Origin of the sequence: Rhodococcus sp. DK176 (genome assembly GCF_038447315.2) — a bacterium.
Classification (GTDB): domain Bacteria; phylum Actinomycetota; class Actinomycetes; order Mycobacteriales; family Mycobacteriaceae; genus Rhodococcus_F; species Rhodococcus_F jostii_A.
Genome location: NZ_CP118321.2, coordinates 700,974 through 724,410 on the forward strand (window position 1 = coordinate 700,974; position 23,437 = coordinate 724,410).

Sequence of the window (23,437 nt, forward strand, 5' to 3'; positions counted from 1 at the left end):
TCACGAGCATGACCCTCACCGTCGTGGCACAGCGAGCACGAGCAAATCCCGGTGCCCGTGTACGCGAAGGCCCAGAAGCACTTCGTCGCGGGCAACCAGGCCCGACCTCCCTGAAACCGCTCAGGGAGGTCGCAGACGTCATGGCAGTCGGCGTGCCACGGTTCAACGGCAAGTTCGCCACGGCGAAGGCGAACCCAAACAGGAGAATGTGCATCGGTACGGGACAAGGCAGTGCCTTTCAGCGCTCATGCGCCCCGGCCCGCTACCCCCGAATGAGGACGGACCGGGGCGGCGATTGGAGCACCGCATCCCTCGCCCGCCGAAGCGGGCGTCGCCATCCATAAGAACTCATGCACCCATCCTTGCATTCACCTACGACAGACCCGAGCCGCCTATCACCCCGTACACCGCCGACACCTGTGATTCAATCTCGTCATGCGCAAATCACTGCTGGTAGTCGCGTTGATAGCGTCCGGAACAGTTGTCGCGGCCATGCCCGCGGGGGCGGCACCGACGCAGCCGTCCTGGTCGGGCGAGTACTCCGTGAAGCGCTTCGCTGCGACGAAGGACGGCACGAGCTTGGCCGCGCGGCAGTGGGAGCCCGACTTCGCCGATACGTACACATTCGAGACCAGTTGCGCGGACGACACCTGCGTGGCCACCGTGACCGATGGGCCCACGCCAGCCAACCCGACACTGCCGCTGCCGCCGCAGTACACCTGGGACGGGACCAGCTGGGTCCACACCTACGACTGGGAGTGGGACTGCTACCAAGGCGAGGGGGTGCCGAAGGTGTGGGCACCGGCGCACTCGGTTGCGTACTACACACCGCAACCAGACGGGACGCTGACCGGTTCCTGGCGTACCGATATCGACAGCGGCCCGTGCGAGGGCTCGGTGATCATGGACGTCGCGGCCTACCCCGTCGCGCCGCCTCCCGGACCATTCGGCAGCAGTTCATAGGCACAGACGCCTGTACCACCCCCGACATCGGGGGTGGTCACCCATAGGGGCCTGTTGTGTTCACCCATTGGCCCGGCGGTGCCGCGGGATCGGGAACAGCAGAGCGCTTCGCTCGCATCACCGCCGTGGGCGGTGCCGCAATCGATGCGGCCGAGTCGCATCCGAGGTCGGCGTGACCGAAACATGCGCCAATGATCCGGCGCGACCGATTCTTTGCCGTGATTGAGCCACACGAGCTGCGCCATCGTACGCACCGCCGATGGGTAATCGAGCTCCCGCCCTCCTCGCGAAGACAGCCCACCATTGCGGGTCAGCGCCGGACTTCGACAGGCTTCCCCCTTCGACCGGCTTGCTTTGTGCTTCGCTCGGGAATATGTACGAGCCATCAGACACGCGTCAATGCCTCCCCCATCGTGCGGTTGAGGGTGCTGAGCGAGCGGACGGCACTGCGAACCGGCCCCGGCGTGGTGGTCGACTGCAGCATGACGTCGGGTGCCGAGGTTTCGGTGAGTTTCTCTGGAGGCTCTACGTGCTCGCCGGCGAGTGCGCGTTTGACGTCGGCGATGGTTGCCTTGGTGACATGGGATGCTTGGCGCAATGCCTTCGTGGTCTCCTGCGACGGTTCGCTGTCCGGTTCGCCGCGGGAGGCGCTTACCCCTGCTCGGGCGAGTGCATGAGACGACCGATTGCTGACCGTCATGATCCGCAACAACCGTTTCGCTCCCCGGCGAGTCCGCGTCGTCGGTCCCATTTCCAAGGGTTTGCCCGCCGTGACAAGGTCCTTCAGCGCGTTGTCCAGCTTCCGGATGTCGGCGACGAGGTCAGTCTCGTGGCCTGGTTGGACGACGGCTCCGATAGCGGTGTCGATGATGACACTCATCTGATCGAGGTAGTCGTCGATCTTCGAGATCATCGTCGATCTCGTTCCGGTGGAGAAGATGAAGTACGCCGCCGCTATTCCGACCAGTCCCCCGGCCGCCGTTTCGTAGATGCGCAGTTCGAGTACCTCGATGCTGAATGTGCCGAGCAGTCCGTACAGCATCGCAAGCATGACCGTGACGAAGAAGGAGAGCAATGCGTAGGCGACCGTGACGAGGTAGAACGCGAAGAATACGCAGACGACGAGCAAGAGCAGCTGCAACGGCTGGTTGTTTCCGACCACCGCGGACAGCACCACTCCTGCAAGAACTCCCGCGATGGTGCCGACCACGCGGTGGCCTGCGCGCGAGAGAATCTCACCGCGGGTAGACGCTCCGGTGAAAACGAGGAAGGCCGTCAGGACCGCCCAGTACCAGCGGTCGGGCGAGATGAGCTCACCGAGAATCGTTGCAGCGCTGGTCGCGACGGCTACCTGGATCGCCGCTTTGGTGCTCGGATTCCATCCGGTGTCCGTTTCTTCGTCCTCGTCCGGCTTCTTCCTCGGCTCGGAATCTGTTCGCAGGGCATTGTTGGTGATGTGATGGATCGCGATGTGTGCCTGCACTGCTCGCATCGCGACGGCGGTCGCGATACCCGCCTGAGTCGATGGATCGGACTTGTCTGCGGCCGCAGCGGCGAGGCGTCGGGCAGCGCGGAGTTGGTCGTCCGACGGATTGTTCTGCAGGCACGATCCCAATGCCGTGGTCGCCTGCCCCAGCGAATTCGGCCACGACTTGTTCGGGTCGAGCGCCCACAGCGCGCTGACGAGTTGTTCGGTAGCGATTTGCGCATCGAAGATGCGAACGGACAGATCATCATTCGTGACGCTCAGGAGCCGAGCTGCATCGTTGCGGTCGAGCCAGTCGTCGATCATCAGCGCGGTGCTTCCGAGCCGATCGAGTTTCTTGCGGAGTAGATCGAGATTCCGATCACCCCTGTTCAGCGCCACCTCCAGCACGTCGATCGACGCGGCCCGCAGCGCCCGAACCAACCGTTTGAGTTCGAGCCCGGGCCGGTCCGGCAGGATCACCGTACGGACGAGGAGCGAGATTCCGACGCCGGCGACGACGGACACGGCGAGGATGGGAATCTGCCCAGGCTCGGCCCGAAGGAAGAGCGCGAAGAAGTAGCAGATGAACGCGACCATCCCGAGAGCCGTCCCTCGCGGGCCGTAGCGCCGCACCCAGACGGCCGCGAAGAGCACCGCGATGAAACCCACATCGGCGACCTTCCCGAACTGTGACAGCACCGCGGACATCGACACCGCTGCGATTGCCGGGAACACGAGCAGCAGTGTCGTGATCACCCTGCTGTGCTGATCCCTGTCCTTGACCGCCGCCGAGGACTGCATCGCGACGACCGTCCCGAGCAGCGCGACGGTGAGTGGCTGACCGATCACGTCGGAACCCGGTAACAGCACCACCATCGCGAGCACGACGGTGATCGTCGTGGCGGTTGCGGCACGGAGCCGCAGCCTGCCGGGATCGGAGACCGCGAGAAAACGGACAGTCTCCTGTACGAACCGAAAAGCCATTCACCGATTGTGCGCCTTCGGCACCCGCGCATCCGTCATGACACCCCTACACATCGTGGTGCTCTGCGATATCTCCCCGAAGTACTTCCTGTCGACCGTTAATCCTATGCACTGTAGGTTGATTCGGTACGTATTCGCGTCTTACCTATCGCGGTCAGTCTCGGAAGACATCGCCACCGATCTCTTCGAGATCTACCGCGCCTTCGAGGAAGAGCAAACCCGGCCGGCGAACGACGCTTGGACAAGCAATGAACCGTCCTACGCTGCGCCGTGTCACCTCCTCCATGCGAGTCTCAGCCATTCACCCACCGGTACCGCATGTCGGAGGGGCGGGACATGAGGAACTTATCGGGCTCCGAGGCCACCAGCGCCACCCGCTCTTCCCGGGGGAAGCCGAAACCCATGATCGTGTCGTCCTGGTAGAACGCCGCGTAGACCAGGCGTCCGACCCGGAATCTCACCTCGTCGCGTACGAGCGCCTCATAGGAACGAGGCAACGTGGCGGCGATCGCCCGGGCATCGTCGATCGTCACCCCCATCGGCGGCGCAGCACCTCGGCGGTGCCGTGGTCAGCGGGCAGGAACGCCTCGAGGTGCAGCTCGGCGAGCGTCACGTCGGCGGCGGTCGCGAACGACGTGAGCGTCGTGATGAGCCGGAGGTCGCCATCGGCCGAGCCCAGCTCCAACGGCACCGCGAAGCCCAGCACCTCGGCCCCCTCGGGCAGCGGCGGAAAGGTAGGACTCGAGCTCGGCGAGCAGCGCCTCCAACGCCGGGTCGGGGCTCTGCGCCAGCTGAGCCCGCAGGTGCTCGGTGATGTGCCGGCCCCACTCCGGCAGGTTGCGCACCCGGGGCGCGTTCCCATCGGGGTGCAGGGCCAGGCGGAACACGTTGACCGGTGGCGCGAGCAACGCGGGGTCGACGTCTTAGTAGAACATCTCGAACGCCCGGTTGGCGGTGACGAGGATGATGCCGTGGGGCCGCACGACCATCGCCGGGTACGGGAGATGACCATCGAGAATTGTCTCCAGCGCCTGGCGAACCGGGCGGAGCGCCTCGTCGTCGAGCGGTGATTCCGGGAACGCTGGGGCGAAGCCGGCAGCGAGGAGCATCTCGTTGCGCTCCCGCAGCGTGAGCTCCATCGACTTCGCCAGCCGCAACACCATGCCCCGACCCGGGCGGGAGCGGCCCTGTTCGATGAAGCTCCCGTGCCGCTGGGTGGTGGCCGCCCGAAGCGCGAGATCCAGCTGACTCATCCGGCGGGCCGTTCGCCAGCGCCGGAACTCACTCGGAAACCGCGTCATCACCGATCAATCTTCGCTCACCCCCGGGGGTCGATGCCATTACTTCCAGGGAGTTGCCGGCAGTGACTCCGCGGCAGACGATACGGCCATGACCGACACAGCAGCAGTCATCGATCAATACAACGCCGCGTTCCTCGAACGGGCACCCGACAAACTCATCGACCTCATCGCCCCCGACTGCGGGATGGAGGGCACCGGCCCGGAGCCCGACGGCAACCGAGGGACGGGCTACGACGAATGCCTCGCGCGCGCTGGCAGGGATTGGCCTCCGATCCCGCCATCAGGTTCACGGTCGAGCACGTCGACATCGACGGCGACCGAGCCGTCTTCCGCTGGAGGATCACCGGCACCGAGAACTATCGGGGAGTGAATCTCATGCGCGTCCGCGACGGGAAGATCGTCGAGGCGCTCGGGTATGGCAAGCGGCCCCAGCAGGCCGTGTCGAGCCGCCGGGTGGTGCCCTGCTCGGCGGACCCGCGACAAACGGCGAACGCCACCGTCACGGGACATCCTCGAAATTCGAGGAACGTTTCGGACAGTCCCAAACCCACCCAGCAGCAGCCGCCGCAGGAGCCGTCCTCGGCGCCGGTCCCGCCGACAGTCCCGACCAGCTGAGACTCAGCGGCCGCGCGATGCTCTTCGGCTCCCGCGAGCGCTCACTGTGGGTGCTGGGCACCGGGATGCTCTCGTTGTCGAGAGCATCGAGAACATGGAGCTCGGGCACAACGTGATGCACGGGCAATGGGACTGGATGAACGACCGTGTCGGTGTGCTGCGTCCGACCTCACTGTCGCGAGTCGGCTCCGGCGCGGCCGGCGAGCGCCAGCCCGATCCTCAATGAGGCGATGCGCCAGGCACGCGGACCGGCTAGAGGCGAGCGGCGGCGAACTGTGCAGCCGCGATAGTCATCCCGTTCGCGGGATACAACGCGTGCGCGACATTGGGGCGTCCCAGAGGGGCCCCATCGCAGATGTTGTCGCCGGGAGCGCACAAATCGATTGTCTTGGGCCCGAACAGCGGCCCGACAACGATCGGCGGACTGCCTGCATCATGCATAAACCGATCCGAGGGTTTTCCGAAGAAGACGACCGCGGCGACGTGGCTCGCCACATCCGGCGACAACGGCCCCGGTAGGCCTAGCTCGGTAGGTAATCCGGCTGGATTTCCGTCCGCGGTGACGAACCCTGCCACAGCCGCGCCCTGAGAGTAACCGCCGACCACCATCCTTGTGTTCGGGCAGCTTGTCGCCATGAACTGAATCCGAGAATGCATGTCCCGCATCCCGTCGACGAAGGTGTGGAGAAACGCTTGCCTGTCATCAAAATTGCTAGCGGCAGGGTAGTTGACGGCGTACACCCCGATGGACCGCGCGCCCGCGAACAAACGAAGCGATTCGACGAATGAGAGTCCTGTGATGCCCACGCCATCCGGTTGATCGGTACCCCGGGCGAACGCCACCTCGACATCGGGACACGGCTGGGCGGATGCGGGCGGGGATTCGACGGGTACGCCGAGCAGCGCTGCAAACGTCAGCACCGCCGTGTACAGGAATCGAGCGAGCGTGCGTGTCGCCATGAGGTAAACAGTACATTCAATACCGGACGCGATCATGCTTCATTACCGACCCCGGGATATTTTTCTCCCCCGACAGGTCGATCACCGCATCTCGAACGCGATGAGAATTGAGGGTTGAAGCAGGTGTGGAAGGTCCGTCGAATGCTCAGCCATCCCAGTCGATCGGATTGCCAGAACTACAGGGTCAAGTGCCCGCACAACCTATTTGCACCCGGCCAAAAGTATTGCGTTGCTGCAACGTCCACACTGCCGTCTAGGCGAATGACATTGGCAGACAATAACCAGCGGACCGGCACACCAACGCCTTCCAAGGCCGGTTGAACCCAGAGGAGATGGAGGCGTCAGGTACACCGAACTTCCGGCCCGCTTCGTTACAACAACGCATTCGCATCGGCACGGTGGCCGTCCGAGAGCGAGCGCACCACACACGACGTCCCCACCTCACGGGCGACCCCGGGAGCGTGTTGCGGCACCGGATCCTCTAACCTGGCGGGTCCGAACACGCAGAGCACGAGGTAGAACAACTATGGCCACCGACTACGACGCACCGAGAGTCACCGAATCCGACGAGACGGACTCATCCCTCGAACAGCTGACCGCCAGCCGGAAAGCCACCCAGTCTCCGGTCGTGGACGTCGAGGACACCGACACCGCCGAGTCCTTCGAGCTGCCCGGCGCCGACCTGTCCGGCGAAGAATTCACCGTCCGCGTCATCCCGAAACAGTCGGACGAATTCACGTGCACCAGTTGCTTTCTGGTCCATCACCGCAGCCGCCTCGCCGACGATCGGGAGCTGATCTGCCGGGACTGCGCCTGAGAACGTCCGCACATCCGACACCCCGCCTCCAACGGCTGATGTGTCCGGCTTCGACGCACATCGCCCATCGAGCGCCGGCCAGGATGGTCAGGTCGGCGGGTCGAGGATCCGGACCGACCGCGGAAGCGGCTGTACCGCAATACCGCAACGCCTCGCCGCCGCCGCGAAAGACTCCGGGCGGGGATCCACCGGCCAGGACACCTCACCGGCCGGACCGAATACCGCGGCCGCATTCGCCGCCCCTCCCGTGGTGAACCGCGTCTGGTACCGGATGCCGTCGAACTCGACATCGAACGCCGTCGCCCATGCCCGGGGAACGTCGTACGGAGTCATCGAACACAACTCGCGGGTGAGCCCGAACGCGGCAGCCGCGTCAGTACAGGTGTCCGCAAGGTCATGGGTGCCCGGTACCCGCAGAGTCGACAGTGCCCGCTCGGCCGCGAAGTCGTGGGCGATCACCCCGAGCGATGCCAACGCCTCCCCCACCGTCTCCCGGATTGCCGTCGTCTCATCGAATCCGACGTAGCAAGTACCCCGCGGCGCGAACAGATCGAAGCGTCCGCTACCGGACGAGGAGAACCACCACGGCCCATTCGAGACCCGGTGACCCCGCTTGACCTGCCTCCTCCCGGTCAATCGCCAACCAGGAAACCCGGTAAGTGTGCGTCGTCCGGGCGCTCGTGGGGCAACGCCCTCCCGGGTCACGCCGCCCACCGCTGCACGTCCGCACGGGCCGCTGCCAGGACCGGGTCGACCCGGCCACCCTCGGCCAACCAGCCCACCGCGGTCTTACCGCCGAACGCATCCTGCGGTGCCCGCAGCCACAGCGCACACGTCCACGGGTCCGCCCCCGCACGCAGGACACGCCACACCTGCACCAGCGCCGGGTCCACCGTGCCACTGCTGGTGAACTGCCACACCGGATAGACCCATTGCCCCTCCTCGAGTTGGCACGCGATCACCGCGTTGGTAGCGACCTTCTTGCTCACCGCCTGCCGACTGACACTCCACCACCGAGTCAGGCCGGCCGTGTCGTAGAACGGGCCCACGACCTGGTCATAGACATGATGGGTGGGAAGCGCGGCCGACATCGCATCCGCGATCGCCTGCACGTCCGCGAACGCATCGGTGGGCACACCGGCCGCTGCCGCCGCAGCGAACGTACGGTGCACCCGCCGCGAGAGCTCCTCCATCAATTGCTTCTCCTGCTCCACCAGCGACGTCATCACCACTACCCACCCTTCGCGTCAACCTTGTCAACCACAATGATGACCCTCTGGGTCAACCGCGTCAACCAGAGTCCGAGCGGTCCCGGTGCACATGCACGATCGGTTTCGATCTCGAACACCGCCGCTCAGCGTTCGGTCGAGTCCGTGAGCGGCGTGGCCGGCGCTCCTGCGAGGCTGCAGAGCGCCGGGCGGTCCGAGGTCTAGACCCCCGACAACTCGGCCGCGGTGGCAGCATGAGAGCTAGTAAGGCTGGAAGTGGGCCGCGCTGATTCGAATCTTGGCCGTCTAACGGCGAGGCCGACGCCATGGACACGGAACCGTGTGAGATCTGAATCCGAATGAAGGAGCGCCAGGAAGATGACAACCATGAGGTCTGTCGTTGCCGACATGTTGGGCGAACCGTCCGAGGTTCTGCACCTGCAGACCCGCCCGCTTCCGGAGCCCGGTCCCGGCCAGGTCCGGATCCGGGTGACAGCAGTACCTGTCCATGCCAGCGATCTGCATACAATCCGCGGCAGATACGGATTCACCCCGGAGTTCCCCACCGTGCCCGGAATCGAATCCGTCGGTGTGATCGACGAACTCGGTAGCGGCACAGTCGGTCTAACCGTCGGGCAACGCGCCATCACGATCGGAGTCACGGGCACGTGGCAGGAGTATGTCATCGCCGATGCCGGGCGGGTCTTGCCTGTTCCCGCCGGCATGAGCGAGTCCACGGCCGCCCAGATTCTCGCCAATCCGCTCACCGCCGTGATCTTGACCGCTGATGAGCTCGATGTTCGACCGGGTGAATGGCTCCTACAGACCGCGGCCGGTTCAACCGTGGGCCAGTCGGTCGTCCAACTCGGGGCGTACGTCGGCTTCAAGACCCTCAACGTGGTCCGTCGTCGATCCGCTGTCGAGGACATCCTCGCGCTGGGGGGCACCGCGGTGATCTGCACGGAGGATGAAGACCTGCGCGAACGGGTGGCCGACATTGCGGGCCACGACGGCGTGGCCAAGGCGATCGACTGTGTCGGCGGTCAGGTAGGTGCGGACGTGTCGCGTGCGCTCGCCCCGAATGGTGAGCTGGTCGTCTACGGTGCGCTGTCCACGCATCGCCAAACCGATCCCGACAAACTCACCATCCCGATCTTCGCGCGTTCACTGATCTACGAAACCAAGACCGTTCGGGGATTCTGGCTGTTCCGCTGGCTCACCGAGACCCCGAGGGAACGGATGGCCGCAGCAATCGACCGGACAGTTCAGCTCGCCGACAGCGGCGCGCTGCGCGTGCCCGAGGGCCGGCCGATCCCCGTCGAAAATTTCAGCGAAGCCGTCTATCTGGCCGAAGCCCCCCAACACGGGGGAAAGCCGTTGCTGGTATTCGAACGGTAGGAGGCAGACGCTGCCCTTCGACGAGTAGGCGCGGCCCACCTCACGGGCGGGGCGGCGGCCCGGGAGGGCGCGCCGGGCACACGTACCCCGAGCCGGCGGAAAGCCGTAGGACCGTCCGTTGAAGATCTCCGTCCCGGGGCGCTCACCGGTGGCACGTTCACGTGTGCGACTCGGGATGCACACGATCTGGGACCACTGGCCGGAGCGTTGGCCGAGTGGGAGTCACGTCTCGCGCCTCAGCCTTCCGGTTCCTCGCCCCTTTCCCAAGTCACCTGTCGACGACCTTTCGCACCACGCCGTCGATCCCACCGATCCACCCTCGACTCAGTCGCGTAATCCGCGCAGGCGCAGGCTGACGAGCGCCGCTTCTCAGGGATCTCCGCGCACAGCAACAGATGGACCGCAGGAACGATCAGGACGACGGTGCTACATCGATCCCGATCCGCCGCAGTCGCCGGCTCCGGCGGTGGGGGTCGCCGCTACGAAAGTGCAACGAGCGACTTCGTGCCGTCGACCCGGGAGATCCAGCAACCCTTCCAGCAGTGACGCAGGTCACATCAATCCGGGGTTCGGTCGGCGTAACACTTCCGGCCCTCCCCGACACCGTTCGAATAGCCGCAGACGCTGGGCCCGCGGCACCCGAATGAGGACCACCGATCACCATGAGCACCACACAGCTCCACCCGAACACCCACCCCGCCACCAGCACCTCCCCCTGGAAGCGACTCGCCACCGCCGCCGCCGCGACCGCCGCACTCGGCCTCGTCCCGGTCGCCGCCGCCAACGCCACCACCGCACCGCCGAACGCCGCGCAGCCCGCCGCCGCCGTCACCCACGACAGCCCACTCGACCGCGACAACGACATGCAACAGCAACACCAGCACGACCGTCAGCGTGACCAGCGGCAGGACCGCCGCGCCGACACCATCGGCCTCGACCAGATCCTGCTCGACGGCTGAAACAGCAGCACCCCGCTGTCGCGCAACCCGGCCGCCCAACACCCAGGGGAACCGAACCGCGCACAGCTCTTCCCCAAACCTGGGATGACGGCCCGCACCCGACATCCCCCGCGTATTTCGAGACCCCGCGAGAAGGCAACCATGAACACCATCGAACCCCCCTCCACCGAGGCGGTCACCACCACGGCAACAACATTCGGCAGCACCGCCGACCTGACCAGCGCGCTGATTCGCGCCGCGACCGCCCACGGTCAACACGAAACGCGCACCGGCGCCGCGGATCCGAACTGGCCCGACTGGTACGCCGCCTACATGGTCGCCGAACAGGCGGGGACGGAGCCGCCCCTCTAACCGCCCTCCACACCATCGACCGACCCCCCACCCCGGCACCACCCACCAAGGAGAACGTCATGTCCACGATCCACCTGCACCAGACCACCACCGCCACACCGGAACAATTCCTCGACGCACTCACCGACTTCGGGCCCGGCCGCCAGGCGATCTTCGGCAACAGCGCCGACGACCACCTCCAGGTACACGAACTCGACACCACCCACGCCGACGTCACCGAAGGCTCCGGCGGGGCCTGGGAACGCCTGCACTACGACTGGACCGACCCCCACCGCATCGTCATGACGACCACCGACTCCAACCTGTGGGGCGGCAACTCCGGCCACACCTACACCCTCACCCCGCGCCCCGACGGCACCACCGACATCGACGCCGTCGTGGTCCGCGACGGCAAAAACCTCAAAGGACGAGCACTCGCAGCCGTGCTCGGCGTCTTCGGCACCCGCGTCCTGGGAAAGGCGTTCGACAACACCATCGCCGCCATCGAAGCCCGCAACCACACCCCACGAACGGCAAACAACACCTAACCCAGAGGGCGCCGTCGAGCACCGCAAACCCCGGCGCCCGGCGGCGTTCAGGGTCTGGCCTTCGGCCAGCTGGATCGTTTTGTCGATCACTCTTGTGCTGCCGGGATTGACCCCGACACGGCAGCCGCTGAGAACGCGATGTGTCCCAGCACCCGGGGGCTTGGAATCTATCGGTCGTCGCAACACCGACAGTTCAGGGTGACGGTGGGGCCCAGGTGTCCACGGCAGGGGGCGACGCTGGACACAGGGGGTACATCTGCAGGGTCTCCTAGATCCTGCCCGCTCCGTCGGTAAGCGTTCCGTGGCTTCCATGACGGTGTCTATTCGCCGTCGGACCAGCTGACGTGCTGGGTCAGACTCTCGATACGCGAGCCATCCGATGTGCGGAGCATGTAGTTGGTGTACGAGCCTCGCCGCAGGAAGAACCCTCCCTCGGCGCCCTCGCGGTAGTGCTGCGCGTACATATACGAGTAGCAGAGCGCCCGGTCGGAATCGTTTTCATCGAACTCGATGACGTGGTTGGTGCTGAGGTGCTGAGTTGCCGTGTAACTGCCGAGCGCCTCGCGAACAATGCCGACCAAGTCGTCACGGGCGAAATCTGCTGCAGGCATCCCGTTCTCGGAGTAGTCGGCGTGCACGGGATCGGTGAAGCAGTCGGCGAACATCTCCCAGTCGGCACGGTCCACGGCCATCGCGTATTTGATGACCCGCTCGCTGATGAGGGCGCGGTCTTCGAGCAGGCGAATTCGTGATTCGAGATCGGTGGTCATGGGAAGTCCCTCCAAAGGAGCACGCCATTTTCTTCCAAGGCCCCAACCGTACGACTCGAGGACGACTTCGATGCCCGCCCAGCTGCGGCTTCGCGAGTAAGCCATCGAACCTCGACCTCGTCACGTCAATGCCGAGGTCATGGAATTCCTCCCGCTGCGCGCGCGACCCTGATCCGCCCCGTCTGCAGCGGCTTGCCGAAGAGGTCGTCACAACGCCCATTCAATGACTGATCGCTGATCGATGAACGACTGGCGGCAAAGTCGGGAGGTCGCAGTGATGTCGAGCAGACGAGAACCAGCGTGTGGGGTTCGAGGTGGCCAGGGGCAGAAGGGCTCGCAGGCCACGAATGCGCGGGGTGTCTAACTTGTCCGCGGGACCGCATCCGGCGAGTGCGGTCCTCTGACCAGGTCGGCAGCGCCGGCGGCCACCCACGGAGCCACTACCGCGACGGCCTTGATCGCACCGGACCGTCCGATCAGGCGGGCGCTGCAGATCCCCACCAGGAGGTCGCCGGTGTCACTGGCGAGCCCGGCCCCCGCCCAGCGGCGGAACTCGTCGCGCCGGCCCCGCATCCGGGCGAGAACCGCACCCCCACCGAGGACGAGGTCGCGGACCCCGACCGTCCGCATCAGCAGGGCGTTCGTACCGTTGCCGGCGTCCTCGCGAGGCAACACGACGGTCGGCGCCGCGATGAGCAGCACGCCGACGCCGATCCGGGCGGACGCGAGAAGCAGCGAAATATCGACGCGCGCAGTCATGATGAGGACAATATCGCCAACCGCAACAAGGTGGCGTCGTCGAGTAACCTCCGCAGTAGCCACCGACAACCGTCGTGCTGAGACCAGGTGCGGGCCGAGGCTCGGAATCGCAGTCGCCGCAAGCCGCATCGGCTCCGCCGCCAGCACCTTCCTGCTCCCGATCGTCGTGGCCTAGTACGACGTCAACGTGGCGCTGATCGCGTGCGTCGTCGTGTTGACTCTCGGTGGCCTCATCTGCTGGGCCTGGGCCCCGGAAACCGGTACCGCGTCTCTCGGTGAGGTCGCCGAACAGGCGCAGAAGGAATCCGATGACCACATCCACCACTTACCCGGCCACCCGGCAGCCCGCCCGGATCGGCGCGGCCGCCGCCCGGTCGTGGCGGCTGGTCCCGGCCGACAAGCCGCACCGATTCGCCCACGCCGAGCAGGTGAGAACGGACGCGATGATCCTCGACCTCGAAGACGGGGTCGCTGCCGGGCTGGACCACAGCCGCGCCATCGCCGACGCCGACGCCACCGCACGACTGGCGTTCGGGGTAGGTGAACTACCGGTGTGACCCGGAATCGGCTCCGACCCGCTCGCCCTTGCGCTCCCCCGCTCGGTACTATGTCAGCGAGCAGTCGGAGTGTCCGGTCGGCGATCGTCGGCGTACATAGCTTCGATTCTCGCCTTGATTTCGGCGGTGCTCATCGCGCTGGTCCGCCTCAGAGTTCTAGGTGCGGACACGGAAATCGTCGGAGTCGAGGGTGTCGCCATGAGAATTCTGCCTTCGTCGCTTTGTGGGGGCGCCGCCGTGAGCGGTCGCGTGGTTTCCAGCAACCACGCACACATGTGATCTGATTCACACGCAGATGCGTTACATCTTCCGGTACCCCGCGACGACTGAGTGCATTCGTACACCGGGCCTTCGCCGCCCCGGCACTCCGTGCAGCACGCCAAGAGCACTTCCGCACTGTTCAGGGACCTGAATAGGCCGGGACATCGGCGGTCGCCCGTGAAGCCGGCGATCGTCGCCGGCATCATCTTGCTGGTCGTGGCGCACCCGGGTGAGAGCTTGCCCGATCTCGAGCGACCAAGGGGTGGGACCTGCCGAGTTCGAGAAGGGTCCGCAGGTACGCGACTTCCGCTTCGGTCGTCACTTCGTCGAGGTGGGCACCGATCGAATTCGTAATGTGCCATCCCGCAGCATCTTTCAAGTAATTCGATCACGACGCCCCCGAAGTGCTCCCACCCCCGAGCGTGCCCGTCCAGCAGTCGCGCAAGCTGGCTACGCCTACGTCACGCACAGAGTAACCATCGAGCTCAGACTGATCAGGAATCGAGAAGCGACTACTCACGTGCGGCATTAACGTCACTCGCATGAACATCGAATCCCTCGCCCTCGAATCCCCCGACCCCACCACCGCGAAAGTCTTCCTCGCCGCCCTAGGCGTCGACGCATACATCAGTGCCCGCGACACGGACGCACCGACCACCGGCTTCCGCGGTTACACCCTCTCGCTCGTCGTGTCCCAGCCGAACATTGTCGACGCCTACATCGGGGCTGCCCTCGAAAATGGCGGAACCACAGTCAAACCAGTCAAGAAAAGCCTGTGGGGGTACGGCGGTGTCGTGCAGGGCCCCGACGGAGCGCTCTGGAAGGTCGCGACATCGTCGAAGAAGAACACCGGGCCGGCGACCCGGCACATCGACGACCTCGTCCTGCTGCTCGGCGTCGAAGACGTCAAAGCCAGCAAGCAGTTCTACCTCGACCACGGGCTGGAAGTGACGAGAAGCTTCGGTCGCAAGTACGTCGAGTTCGCCACCGGCCCGAACGTCACGCTCGCGCTCTACGGGCACCGCGCCCTCGCGAAGGACGCCGGCGTCTCCCCCGACGGCACGGGCGCCCACCGGATCGTCATCGGCGGCGACGCGGAACCCTTCACCGACCCCGACGGCTTCACCTGGCACACAGTGTGAATCGGAGAAGTTCTCGGGTGCGGGCGCGACCTGGAACCGGTGCTTGTCGTCACCGGTCCAGGCCGCCGACACCGACCACCCCAAGCCTTTCCACCGGAAGCGCGCGACGGCAGGTGCCACCACGCATCCAGTTCGGTCGACACGGAAAAACACATGTGGCGTGGATCACATACCCGCAATGCGACCGACCGGCCGATTTACCATTTCCTCGCGCCACTACAGACCGAGTACAAATCGCCGATGCAATCTCCGACGCCCGAGAAGACATTGGCCAAGGCAAACCACCCAGGCGCACCGGCGCGGACCCGGTCGTCCGATGGAGAGCGCGGCGGCGGCTTGTTCCACGTCCCGGCGAGGCCCGGCCGGAGCGGAGAACACTCCGACCGGGCCGCTTCGGCTCACCGAGGGGTTCACCGCACTCCCGGACGATTCCAGGACGCGCATGCCACGGCAGTCGAGAGGCTCCGGAGACACGGAAGCTGGATAGCCCGAACCAGAGTTCGCGCGGTCCCGGTCTGCGCCGTCCTCACCCGATACAGATGAGTACACCCACAACCACGACTGCGACCAGCGAGGCTCCGCCGCAGATCAGCCACGCCCGCGTTGCGAGCTGCCGCCACTGATCGCACCGACCAGCCACTTCCGCGACCGCGACCGATCGCCCCATGTCCGCGTCGGAAGGCTGCGGCCCCGAGAGGCGGCGGGCCTTCGCATCCGCCCGTGCCGCCACAGCGAACGAGACGGGGACCACCAGCAGCGCAATCACCAGTAGGCCAACCATCGCACCCGTACTCGTCCCGAGCATTCCCATTCTTCCTTCCACACCACACGACGCCCGTGACTGGTGCCGTAAATCGATCACCGGCCCCACGGGCACAACCAATCCCCCGTCAGCTATATCGCCGAACCGCCGCCCGGTGTTGCACTCCGGCCTACCGGCACCGGCGAAGGACCATAGGCCACAGGTGCCTACACACCCGGTATCGGGAACTTCCACATCGCCAGGACGATTACGCCCATGACCAGTCCGGCACACACCACGGTGCCAACGACACTGACACGCAACGCATCCAGTAAATCGGCTCCCAGTTTCTTGCTGATCCGTGCCATCACGATTCTTCCTTCATGTGCAGAGATTCCCGACCGCCACGTCGATGACGGTGCACCACACACAATCGTCCGACGTCGACACCTGCACAACGGCCGAATCACCCACACCCATACCCGCTTTTGGGTCCCATGCAGGGGTGTAACCACACCTCATTCCCGATCACCATGCTTCCCGAGAGAATGTGCCGTGTTCTACGTCACACCGCTGTGCCTGTTCTTTGCATACCGAGCAGTACGCTGCGCAGGCACCGAATGATCCGCGAGCAACTCGCCGCGTGCCTCGATTCCGCAGACAGCTCCGAACGACGGCCGGACATACTGCGGCACAGCCGCATCCGCGTACCGATATGTTGAATTCCCACACGATGAATTGAGAATTTCGTCCGATACCGCAGGACTCCCGCCGATCAGAATTACCAATTCACGCATACGCCTTATACAAACCCGAAAACACTTACTGGTCGGTAATACTGAGTGAAGAAAATTATGCAATGGCGTAGATCACACTCCCTGGACTTCCGCGCCCCGGCTCACGAAGATCACTAATACGCCGCTCGTCACTACGCGCGGTTTGTCCGTGTAGCGCCCCTGCCAGCTGACACCGATCGTTGGCGGGGGCTGCGCTTGGCTGCGCCACAAGATATCCGGCGTCGCCACGCTCCCGGACACCCCCTTTACCCGCGCGACTCCTGGACAACGAACCAGTCACCGGCGCCCGCAATCACGTCCTGCTCACTCCTGCCCGCATGCCCTGCCTCGCGCCCAACACCCCGTCCGCGTTTGCCCGGTACGCCACCGGGGGATGCTCCCGGGAAGGACGACCCCGTCGTCGAATCACGCGAGAGAGGCAGTTCAATGAACGCTGTCACGACCGGCATCGTTGCAGGTGCCGCAGGCACCACGATGCTCGACGCCGTCACTTACCTGGACATGGCGATCCGCGGCCGCCCCGCAAGCACCGTTCCGGAGAAGACGGTCGAGTCCGTTGCGACCGCTCTGGGCGTCGCGATACCGGGTCGCGGTGACGCGCTGGCGGCGCGACGGTCGGCGTTCGGTGCGCTCGGTGGGATCGTCGTCGGCACCGGACTCGGCGTTGCCGCCTCCCTCGTCCGCCGCGCCGGCGCCCATCTGACCCCGGCCGCCGGAACGATCGGGATCGGACTCGCCGCGATGGCAGCCACCGACATCCCGATCGCCCTGCGCGGCATCAGCGACCCGCGGCAGTGGACCGCCCAGGACTGGCTCAGCGACCTCGTGCCACATCTCGTCTACGGCGCCACCGTCACCACAGTCCTGCGGCAACAGGACGTGGCGACGGGACACCAGAGGGACCGGGCGGCGGAACGGTCGAGCACTGTCCGGTCGGCCGTCATCGGCGTGGCCAGCGGTCTCCGCAGTTCCACGGGCATCGCGGCGGCACTGCTGTCGGGCGCCCCGGGCTCGGCGCACCGGGCCCGCCTCGTTGGCGCGACGGCGCTCGTCGGCGGCGAACTGGTCGCCGACAAGAACCCGAACGTACCGTCGCGCCTCTCCCAACCCGCGCTCACCGGACGCCTCATCGCAGGCGGCGGAGGCGCCGCGGCGCTGGCCCACCGCGACCGGGTCGACACGGCGTCAGCCCTGATCATCGGAACCGTCGGTGCCCTCGCCGGCTCCTACGGCGGCGCATGGTGGCGGCAGTGGGCAGGCCGGCGGATGCCGGACTGGCAGGCCGCGCTCGCCGAGGATGCTGTGGCGCTCACCATGGCGGCGGCCGCACTCCGACGTCCCGCGCGGTCCTCGTCGGTCAGCGCGTCGAGGTAACGCGGCACCATTCCGCCGGACAGGGCTCGGCTTCACGCTCTGATCGTCGATATCCCGCATCGTGACGTCGGACAAAGCCGGTCATTCGTGCGGTGATGGATCGACCACCTCGCATTCCTATCGCTCGATCCGAAATCACCGTTGTCCTCCGATTGGGGGACAACGCATTCATCCTCCAATGGGCCCGGCCGGCGGACAGACGGCCGAGCTGCGGCGAGTCATTGTTGTCAGGCGCCGGAAACGTTCCGACGCATACCGGCCAGGGCCCGGGATGCGACAGCGGTGCAATTGCGATCGCGAAAGCCGCCGCCGCGTCGATCGTGGTCGGACAACCCGAGGCCGAGGGGACGACCGTGGGACCGCTGGTGTCACAGACACAGTTCGACAAGGTGCAGCGCCTGATCCAGACCGGCATCGATGAGGGCGGCACACTCGTCGCTGGTGGAGTCGGTCGCCCGGCAGGACTGTCCACCGGTTACTTCGTCCGGCCCACCGTCTTTGCGTACGTGACGAACGATATGACCATCGCGCGCGAGGAGATCTTCGGCCCGGTCATGATGCTCATCGGCTACGAGGACGAGGCCGACGCAATCCGCATCGCGAACGACACCGCCGATGGGCTGTCCGGGATGGTGTCGTCGAGCGATTCGTAGCGGGCGCGGAATGTGGCCCGACAGCTGCGGACGGGAATGGTTCATCTCAATGGTTCTCCGCTGGCCTTCGATGCGCCGTTCGGCGGTTACAAACAGTCAGGCAAGGGCCGGGAGTTCGGCAAGTTCGGCCTGATGGAATACCTCGAGGCCAAGACGATCTTCCGACTAACCAGAACCGGCCGTGAACGGCGCCCCCCAGAGTGTCCGGGAATGAGTAACGCGGAGGCGGCGGGATGTGAACACGGGTCTTCGGCACAAACGAAAGAAGAGACGGGAGGCTGATCGTGAATGCGATCATGTGGATGGGCGTGGCCGGAATAGTGGGCACGGCCCTCTCACCGTGGATCACCGAACGGTTGCGCAGCAAGACTGCGCGGCGAGAGCAACTCGTGAAGCTGCGGCTCGCGATCTACGCCGAGCTGCTGAGAGCGACGGCCCGCCTCGCCACAACCGCAACGACTTCGGCTGCATCGCACCCGAATGACGCCGGACAGATCGGCGGTGACGAATTCGATTCTCTACTCGGCCAGGCGCGGGTCGTCGCCAGCGAGGATGTCTACCGACGACTCAACGAGCTGTCGCAGCTCACGGAAATGTTCAACCAACACCTCGTGGAGGCCGAGCCGCGCCCGGTCTTCCCCCACCGGCAACACCTGCACGATGGCGCAGTGAACGGCCCGTTGCGTCTCCAGCATCGGAAAACGCTCACCGATATCGCGGGCGGTATCGCGGTGGCTCACGGGCGAGTCCAGGACGCGATCCGTCACGAGATGAATCGGTGACCGTCGATCCGATCCCACATCGCTGGGTGGTCGTCAGCTCGCGAGCTCACGGGGACGAGCGAACACATCCACCAGCGCACCGTTGCGCCATACCGTGATCTCGATCTGCCGGTCGATCGCATCCTCGACCATCAACCGCTGAACGGCAGTCGTCGTCACGATCGGCTTGCCGTCGAGTTCGACCATGATGTCCCCACGTCGCAACCCTGCCTCGGCGGCGGGGCTGCGCGGGGAGACACCGGCAACCTGCAAACCGGTCTTCGACCCGATCCGCCCCTGTAGCTTCGGGGGCAGCGGAACCTGCATGCCCGCGATCCCCAACCAGGCCCTACGCACCCGGCCCGCCGATACCAACGCGACGATGATCTGCCTCGTCGTCGAGTTGATCGGCACCGCCAGACCCACCCCCATTCCGGCGACAGCGGTGTTCACCCCGACCAGCCGGCCCGCACTGTCGGCCAACGCGCCACCGCTGTTCCCCGGATTCAGCGCCGCATCGGTCTGGATCACCTCATCGATCACCCGCCCCGACTCCACCGGCAACGAGCGTCCCAGCCCGGACACGATGCCCGCCGTCACACTGCCCGCCAGACCCAGCGGGTTCCCCAACGCAACGACCAACTGCCCCACCCGCAGCGACGCGGCGTCACCCAACTCCACCGGAGCAGGCACATCGCCCCGAGCACGCAGCACAGCGAGATCGGACAACGGATCGCGCCCCACCACGTCGGTGCGGACAACAGTTCCGTCGGTGAACGCCGCCTCGGCCCCGCTCGCTCCCGCAACCACGTGCGCACTCGTCAGCAACAGCCGGTCATCGGTGATCACACTCGCGCTGCCCGACCCGCTTCCCCGTGACGTCCGCACAACCAGGCTGGCCACACTCGGCAACACCGCATCGGCAACCGAGATCACCGTCCTCGAGTACCCGTCCAACTCCTCCAGTTCGCCCATACCCACTACAGCGCCGGCACACGACCACCTATGCCCCTGTTCGCTCCCAGCTGACCACCCGACGAAACTCTCCGCGCGTTTCCTCCACGAGCGCTAACATCCCCGATCGTGACAACACTGCGCGACGTGCCGATGACACTATTGCGAATCAATTACCAATTACTACGTATCCCTTTGCAATTCGTGGAGCACATCGCGATCACGCAACTCGACGAACGGGCACCCGCGCGCCTCGCCTACGAACAGTTGCTCATTCAGTGCGATCGAGCGGCCGGCTACTTTCTCGACGACGAGAACGCCAACGGCCGTGCAGCAGAACTGCACCGACATACGACTGCCGTCCGGGCCGGAATCGCCCGTCGACACCGCCGAGTAGACGCCGAGAGCGCGACCCTGCTGGATCTCCAGCGTGCACGGTTCCACCGGCGCCGCCAACCCCGCAGAAACACCGACCCCGCGTGACCGCGGGGTACGAGGCCGACCACTCACCGGCAGAGGCTGCGTTCGGCGGCGGCGGCGATCAGGGTGCGGGAGACGTCGTCGACGGGGAGATTCCGCCCGGTGCGAAGCTGTCGAAGCTCGCCAATAGCCAGAGGAGGTCTGCGGCCTCGTCGACGGTGACCTCCGGCCGCAGAACCTCGTGCGCTCGGCCAGTCGCTGGGCGAGGTGGGCCATCCCGCCGGCCCGGTTCTCCTCGATCCGCGCGATGGCCCCGCCGACCGCATCCGCGTCGAGTTGGGCCATCGAGAACAGTGCCCGGAAGACGTCGCGGTGGGCCGCGAACATCCGGACACCGGCGTCTGCTGTGCCGGTTCGCGGCGACCGAATTCCCGACCACCCTGACGCCGCATGCCGCGAACGCCGACATCCACCTGGCTAAGAATTCGCGGTCGCGATCCCATGAGACTTCTCGGACTGGTCTCGCCCCAGCCAGGTGCTCTGTCCTGCGACCGGCGTGAGGGCAGAGCGCGTCGATGCATGAAATGCCTATCCCGCCGACCGAGATGGGAGAACAATCATGGTAGTGAGCCCACTGGGACGGATCGGCCGAGCGCTCCTCGCGTTCGCGCTGGTCGTTGTCATCGGGACGGTCGGCTACATCGACCTCGGATTCGGGATCCTGGATGCGCTCTACCAGACCGTCACGACGATCACGACCGTGGGATTCCGCGAAGTGCACCCGCTGACCGGGATCGGACAGTTGTTCACCATCATGCTGATCCTGGCGGGTGTGGGTACCGCGCTCTACATGTTCGGCGTCCTCCTCGAGGCGCTCATCGAAGGCCACCTGCGCCACCACATGGAAAGACGGCGAATGGACCGACGCATCAGCCGGATGACCGGCCACATCATCATCTGCGGATGGGGCCGGGTAGGCACTGCGAGTGCGCAGTATCTCGACTCGCTCGGCCGGGAGATCGTCGTCGTCGACCGCGACCCGGAGAGGCTGCGAGATCTCGATCACCCCACCGTGATCGGAGACGTCACCGACGACCGCATTCTCGAAGCCGCCGGCATCGCGCACGCGCACGCGTTGATCTCCGCACTCGACACCGACGCCGACAACGTCTACGTCACCCTGTCTTCCCGGGCACTGCGCCCCGACCTCACCATCATCGCCCGCGCCCGCAACGAGGGGTCGATGTCGAAACTGCTACGCGCCGGCGCCAACCGGGTAGTCAACCCGCAGCTGATCGGCGGGCGCAGAATGGGATCCTTCGCACTGCAGCCGCATGTGGCCGAATTCTTCGACGTGGTGATGCACGACGAAAGCCTGGACTACCGCATGGAAGAGATCGTCCTCTCCCCCACCTCACCGTGGGCGGGATCCACGCTCGCACAGATCGGTGTTCAACAGGCGAGCGGCGCGCTGCTTCTCGCGATACGAACTGTCGCTGGACAATTCATCGCCAATCCGGTGCCCTCGCTCCGAGTCGAGCCCGGAACAATCCTGATAGCCCTCGGCACACCCGACGAACTCGATGCGGCGCGCCACCACGTCAATCCGTGATGCCGGAAACGCGTTCTCACCGTCCGCCGGCCACGAGGGCCACCCGCCGCTGTGCCTGACCGGCACCCGCTCGGTCGGCCGGTAATCGCCAAAGGTCGGCCCGGATACCATTCCCGCATGCTCACTGCCGTGTTGTATGGACTGGGAACTGCACTACCTTTGCTGATCGGGGCCTGCGTCGGCCTCCGCTACAATTTGCCCAGACCACTACTCGCCGCGCTGATGGCCTTCGGGGCCGGCACCATGGTTGCAGCGGTCTCCACTGAGCTGTTCCAGCCCGCCTTCGAGACCGAAGGCATCTGGGGCGCAGGCGCGGCACTGTTCGCGGGCGCATTGGTTTACGTACTCGCAGACCACCTGATCGAGAACAAGCTCGGCGCTGGTGCCCTCGGGTGGGCTCTTATGCTCGGTGCGCTGCTTGACGGCGTACCGGAAAATACGGCGCTGGGCGTCACCCTCGGCGGCACCGGCGGAGTTGTGCTGCTCGTCGCGGTCGCGGTCGGCAACGTCCCCGAAGCCGTCGCCGGGGCGGCGTCGATGCGTGCCCAGCCCGGTTTCAACCGTCGGCGGGCCTTCGCCGTGTGGGCAGCGACCGCAGCGCTACTCGTCCTCGTGGTGATCGGGGCGAACCGGGTGTCCGACCGGATCTCCGATGGTGCGATCGCCACCATCCAGGCGTTCGCCGGCGGCGCGACGATCGCCGTGCTGGCGGATTCGTTGATGCCCGAGGCCTACCGGGAGGGTGGTTGGTGGGTTGGTCTTTCCACCGCGCTGGGATTCCTCGTGGCATTCGGCCTCGGGGCGTAGGCCACCGCCACGTCGGACCGGGGCAGGACGGTGCCCATGCAGCTCCGTTCTGGGCTCGCAACAGATCTCGGGCCCTGGAGAACCATCACCGAGGCGGCTCCCCCAAGCCGAGTGGTCCGTCGCCGAACCGGTGTTTACGATACTGCCGTCCCGGCAACCACTGGCGGTATGGAGCATCGCTGTTTGCGGCGATCGCCGATGTCACCAATGCCGCTCGCCGAGTGTGCCGTCAATACGGCCGGCATAGTCCAATAGTCGGGCCCCGCCGAAGGGGCCG

General features: G+C 65.7%; 26 protein-coding genes and 3 pseudogenes. 16 read left to right on the plus strand and 13 right to left on the minus strand.

Annotated features, from left to right (window positions below; genetic code table 11):
- The first annotated feature begins 435 nt into the window (after positions 1-435).
- Positions 436-963, plus strand: coding sequence for a hypothetical protein (locus tag PSR88_RS03165; protein WP_011593875.1), 528 nt, complete (start codon positions 436-438; stop codon positions 961-963).
- Between the two features lie 385 nt (positions 964-1,348).
- Here PSR88_RS03165 and PSR88_RS03170 read toward each other — a convergent pair whose 3' ends face one another.
- From PSR88_RS03170 to PSR88_RS03190, 5 genes and pseudogenes are all read right to left on the minus strand, one after another.
- Positions 1,349-3,415 (minus strand): FUSC family protein, encoded by a 2,067-nt coding sequence (locus PSR88_RS03170; RefSeq protein ID WP_016880822.1) that lies wholly within the window; start codon positions 3,413-3,415, stop codon positions 1,349-1,351.
- 293 nt (positions 3,416-3,708) lie between these two features.
- Positions 3,709-3,954, minus strand: a complete 246-nt coding sequence (locus PSR88_RS03175; RefSeq protein ID WP_011593877.1) for a hypothetical protein — start codon at positions 3,952-3,954, stop codon at positions 3,709-3,711.
- Positions 3,945-4,121: a hypothetical protein gene (locus tag PSR88_RS03180; protein WP_009473252.1), complete on the minus strand. Its 177-nt coding sequence runs from the start codon at positions 4,119-4,121 to the stop codon at positions 3,945-3,947. The genes PSR88_RS03175 and PSR88_RS03180 overlap by 10 nt, the downstream gene beginning before the upstream one ends.
- A gap of 73 nt (positions 4,122-4,194) precedes the next feature.
- Positions 4,195-4,302 (minus strand): annotated as a pseudogene (locus PSR88_RS03185) (transcriptional regulator); the annotation flags it as partial.
- Between the two features lie 36 nt (positions 4,303-4,338).
- Positions 4,339-4,668, minus strand: a complete 330-nt coding sequence (locus PSR88_RS03190; RefSeq protein ID WP_337464686.1) for an XRE family transcriptional regulator — start codon at positions 4,666-4,668, stop codon at positions 4,339-4,341.
- A gap of 285 nt (positions 4,669-4,953) precedes the next feature.
- Between PSR88_RS03190 and PSR88_RS03195 the strand changes: the two genes are divergently transcribed.
- Both PSR88_RS03195 and PSR88_RS03200 read left to right on the plus strand, forming a co-directional pair.
- The gene (locus tag PSR88_RS03195) at positions 4,954-5,331 is read left to right on the plus strand and encodes a nuclear transport factor 2 family protein (RefSeq protein ID WP_016880821.1); all 378 of its coding nucleotides are present in this window, start codon (positions 4,954-4,956) and stop codon (positions 5,329-5,331) included.
- Positions 5,328-5,476: pseudogene (locus tag PSR88_RS03200) on the plus strand (acyl-CoA desaturase); the annotation flags it as partial. The gene PSR88_RS03195 and the pseudogene PSR88_RS03200, both read left to right, overlap by 4 nt.
- Before the next feature lie 107 nt (positions 5,477-5,583).
- On the opposite strand, the gene PSR88_RS03205 reads toward PSR88_RS03200, so the two are convergent.
- Positions 5,584-6,327, minus strand: a complete 744-nt coding sequence (locus PSR88_RS03205) for a cutinase family protein (protein ID WP_016880820.1) — start codon at positions 6,325-6,327, stop codon at positions 5,584-5,586.
- 490 nt (positions 6,328-6,817) lie between these two features.
- On the opposite strand from PSR88_RS03205, the gene PSR88_RS03210 reads away from it, so the two are divergent.
- Positions 6,818-7,108: a DUF4193 domain-containing protein gene (locus PSR88_RS03210; RefSeq protein WP_011593883.1), complete on the plus strand. Its 291-nt coding sequence runs from the start codon at positions 6,818-6,820 to the stop codon at positions 7,106-7,108.
- Between the two features lie 87 nt (positions 7,109-7,195).
- On the opposite strand, the gene PSR88_RS03215 is transcribed toward PSR88_RS03210, so the two are convergent.
- Positions 7,196-7,744, minus strand: a complete 549-nt coding sequence (locus PSR88_RS03215) for an RES domain-containing protein (RefSeq protein WP_237723883.1) — start codon at positions 7,742-7,744, stop codon at positions 7,196-7,198.
- A 65-nt stretch (positions 7,745-7,809) separates the two neighbouring features.
- Complete coding sequence (locus tag PSR88_RS03220; RefSeq protein WP_029538216.1) at positions 7,810-8,334, minus strand: hypothetical protein; 525 nt, start codon at positions 8,332-8,334, stop codon at positions 7,810-7,812.
- 369 nt (positions 8,335-8,703) lie between these two features.
- Here PSR88_RS03220 and PSR88_RS03225 point away from each other — a divergent pair, with 369 nt between their 5' ends.
- From PSR88_RS03225 to PSR88_RS03240, 4 genes are all read left to right on the plus strand, one after another.
- A complete protein-coding gene (locus PSR88_RS03225) occupies positions 8,704-9,714 on the plus strand; it encodes a zinc-dependent alcohol dehydrogenase family protein (protein WP_037196167.1) in 1,011 nt (336 codons plus the stop codon).
- Positions 9,715-10,376: 662 nt separating this feature from the next.
- Positions 10,377-10,673, plus strand: a complete 297-nt coding sequence (locus PSR88_RS03230; RefSeq protein WP_016880815.1) for a hypothetical protein — start codon at positions 10,377-10,379, stop codon at positions 10,671-10,673.
- A gap of 141 nt (positions 10,674-10,814) precedes the next feature.
- Entirely contained in the window at positions 10,815-11,024 is a 210-nt protein-coding gene (locus PSR88_RS03235; RefSeq protein WP_342338045.1) for a glyoxalase, read from the plus strand.
- Positions 11,025-11,083: 59 nt separating this feature from the next.
- Entirely contained in the window at positions 11,084-11,551 is a 468-nt protein-coding gene (locus PSR88_RS03240; RefSeq protein WP_011593813.1) for a hypothetical protein, read from the plus strand.
- A 320-nt stretch (positions 11,552-11,871) separates the two neighbouring features.
- Here PSR88_RS03240 and PSR88_RS03245 read toward each other — a convergent pair whose 3' ends face one another.
- Entirely contained in the window at positions 11,872-12,321 is a 450-nt protein-coding gene (locus PSR88_RS03245) for a nuclear transport factor 2 family protein (RefSeq protein ID WP_016880814.1), read from the minus strand.
- A 360-nt stretch (positions 12,322-12,681) separates the two neighbouring features.
- Positions 12,682-13,080, minus strand: coding sequence for a hypothetical protein (locus tag PSR88_RS03250; protein ID WP_016880813.1), 399 nt, complete (start codon positions 13,078-13,080; stop codon positions 12,682-12,684).
- A 308-nt stretch (positions 13,081-13,388) separates the two neighbouring features.
- Between PSR88_RS03250 and PSR88_RS03255 the strand changes: the two genes are divergently transcribed.
- Complete coding sequence (locus PSR88_RS03255) at positions 13,389-13,637, plus strand: citrate lyase subunit beta (RefSeq protein ID WP_011593891.1); 249 nt, start codon at positions 13,389-13,391, stop codon at positions 13,635-13,637.
- A gap of 803 nt (positions 13,638-14,440) precedes the next feature.
- Positions 14,441-15,040, plus strand: a complete 600-nt coding sequence (locus PSR88_RS03260) for a glyoxalase (protein ID WP_016880812.1) — start codon at positions 14,441-14,443, stop codon at positions 15,038-15,040.
- Between the two features lie 526 nt (positions 15,041-15,566).
- Here PSR88_RS03260 and PSR88_RS03265 read toward each other — a convergent pair.
- A complete protein-coding gene (locus PSR88_RS03265) occupies positions 15,567-15,845 on the minus strand; it encodes a hypothetical protein (RefSeq protein ID WP_009473274.1) in 279 nt (92 codons plus the stop codon).
- A gap of 164 nt (positions 15,846-16,009) precedes the next feature.
- Positions 16,010-16,153 (minus strand): hypothetical protein, encoded by a 144-nt coding sequence (locus PSR88_RS03270; RefSeq protein WP_009473275.1) that lies wholly within the window; start codon positions 16,151-16,153, stop codon positions 16,010-16,012.
- A gap of 852 nt (positions 16,154-17,005) precedes the next feature.
- Between PSR88_RS03270 and PSR88_RS03275 the strand changes: the two genes are divergently transcribed.
- From PSR88_RS03275 to PSR88_RS03285, 3 genes and pseudogenes are all read left to right on the plus strand, one after another.
- Positions 17,006-17,953: a hypothetical protein gene (locus PSR88_RS03275; RefSeq protein WP_016880809.1), complete on the plus strand. Its 948-nt coding sequence runs from the start codon at positions 17,006-17,008 to the stop codon at positions 17,951-17,953.
- A gap of 284 nt (positions 17,954-18,237) precedes the next feature.
- Positions 18,238-18,820, plus strand: a pseudogene (locus PSR88_RS03280) (aldehyde dehydrogenase family protein); the annotation flags it as partial.
- A 70-nt stretch (positions 18,821-18,890) separates the two neighbouring features.
- On the plus strand, positions 18,891-19,388 hold the full coding sequence (locus PSR88_RS03285; protein WP_016880807.1) for a hypothetical protein: 498 nt from the start codon (positions 18,891-18,893) through the stop codon (positions 19,386-19,388).
- A 33-nt stretch (positions 19,389-19,421) separates the two neighbouring features.
- Here the strand turns inward: PSR88_RS03285 and PSR88_RS03290 are convergent, their stop codons facing one another.
- The gene (locus PSR88_RS03290; RefSeq protein ID WP_009473280.1) at positions 19,422-20,342 is read right to left on the minus strand and encodes a S1C family serine protease; all 921 of its coding nucleotides are present in this window, start codon (positions 20,340-20,342) and stop codon (positions 19,422-19,424) included.
- Positions 20,343-20,474: 132 nt separating this feature from the next.
- Here PSR88_RS03290 and PSR88_RS03295 point away from each other — a divergent pair, with 132 nt between their 5' ends.
- The 3 genes from PSR88_RS03295 (at position 20,475) to PSR88_RS03305 (ending at position 23,160) form a co-directional block, all read left to right on the plus strand.
- Positions 20,475-20,804 carry a hypothetical protein gene (locus PSR88_RS03295; RefSeq protein WP_029538206.1) on the plus strand — a complete coding sequence of 110 codons (330 nt, stop codon included), beginning with the start codon at positions 20,475-20,477 and terminating at the stop codon, positions 20,802-20,804.
- A gap of 556 nt (positions 20,805-21,360) precedes the next feature.
- The gene (locus PSR88_RS03300) at positions 21,361-22,353 is read left to right on the plus strand and encodes a potassium channel family protein (protein WP_016880804.1); all 993 of its coding nucleotides are present in this window, start codon (positions 21,361-21,363) and stop codon (positions 22,351-22,353) included.
- Between the two features lie 117 nt (positions 22,354-22,470).
- Positions 22,471-23,160, plus strand: coding sequence for a ZIP family metal transporter (locus PSR88_RS03305; protein ID WP_029538205.1), 690 nt, complete (start codon positions 22,471-22,473; stop codon positions 23,158-23,160).
- Positions 23,161-23,437: the final 277 nt, after the last annotated feature.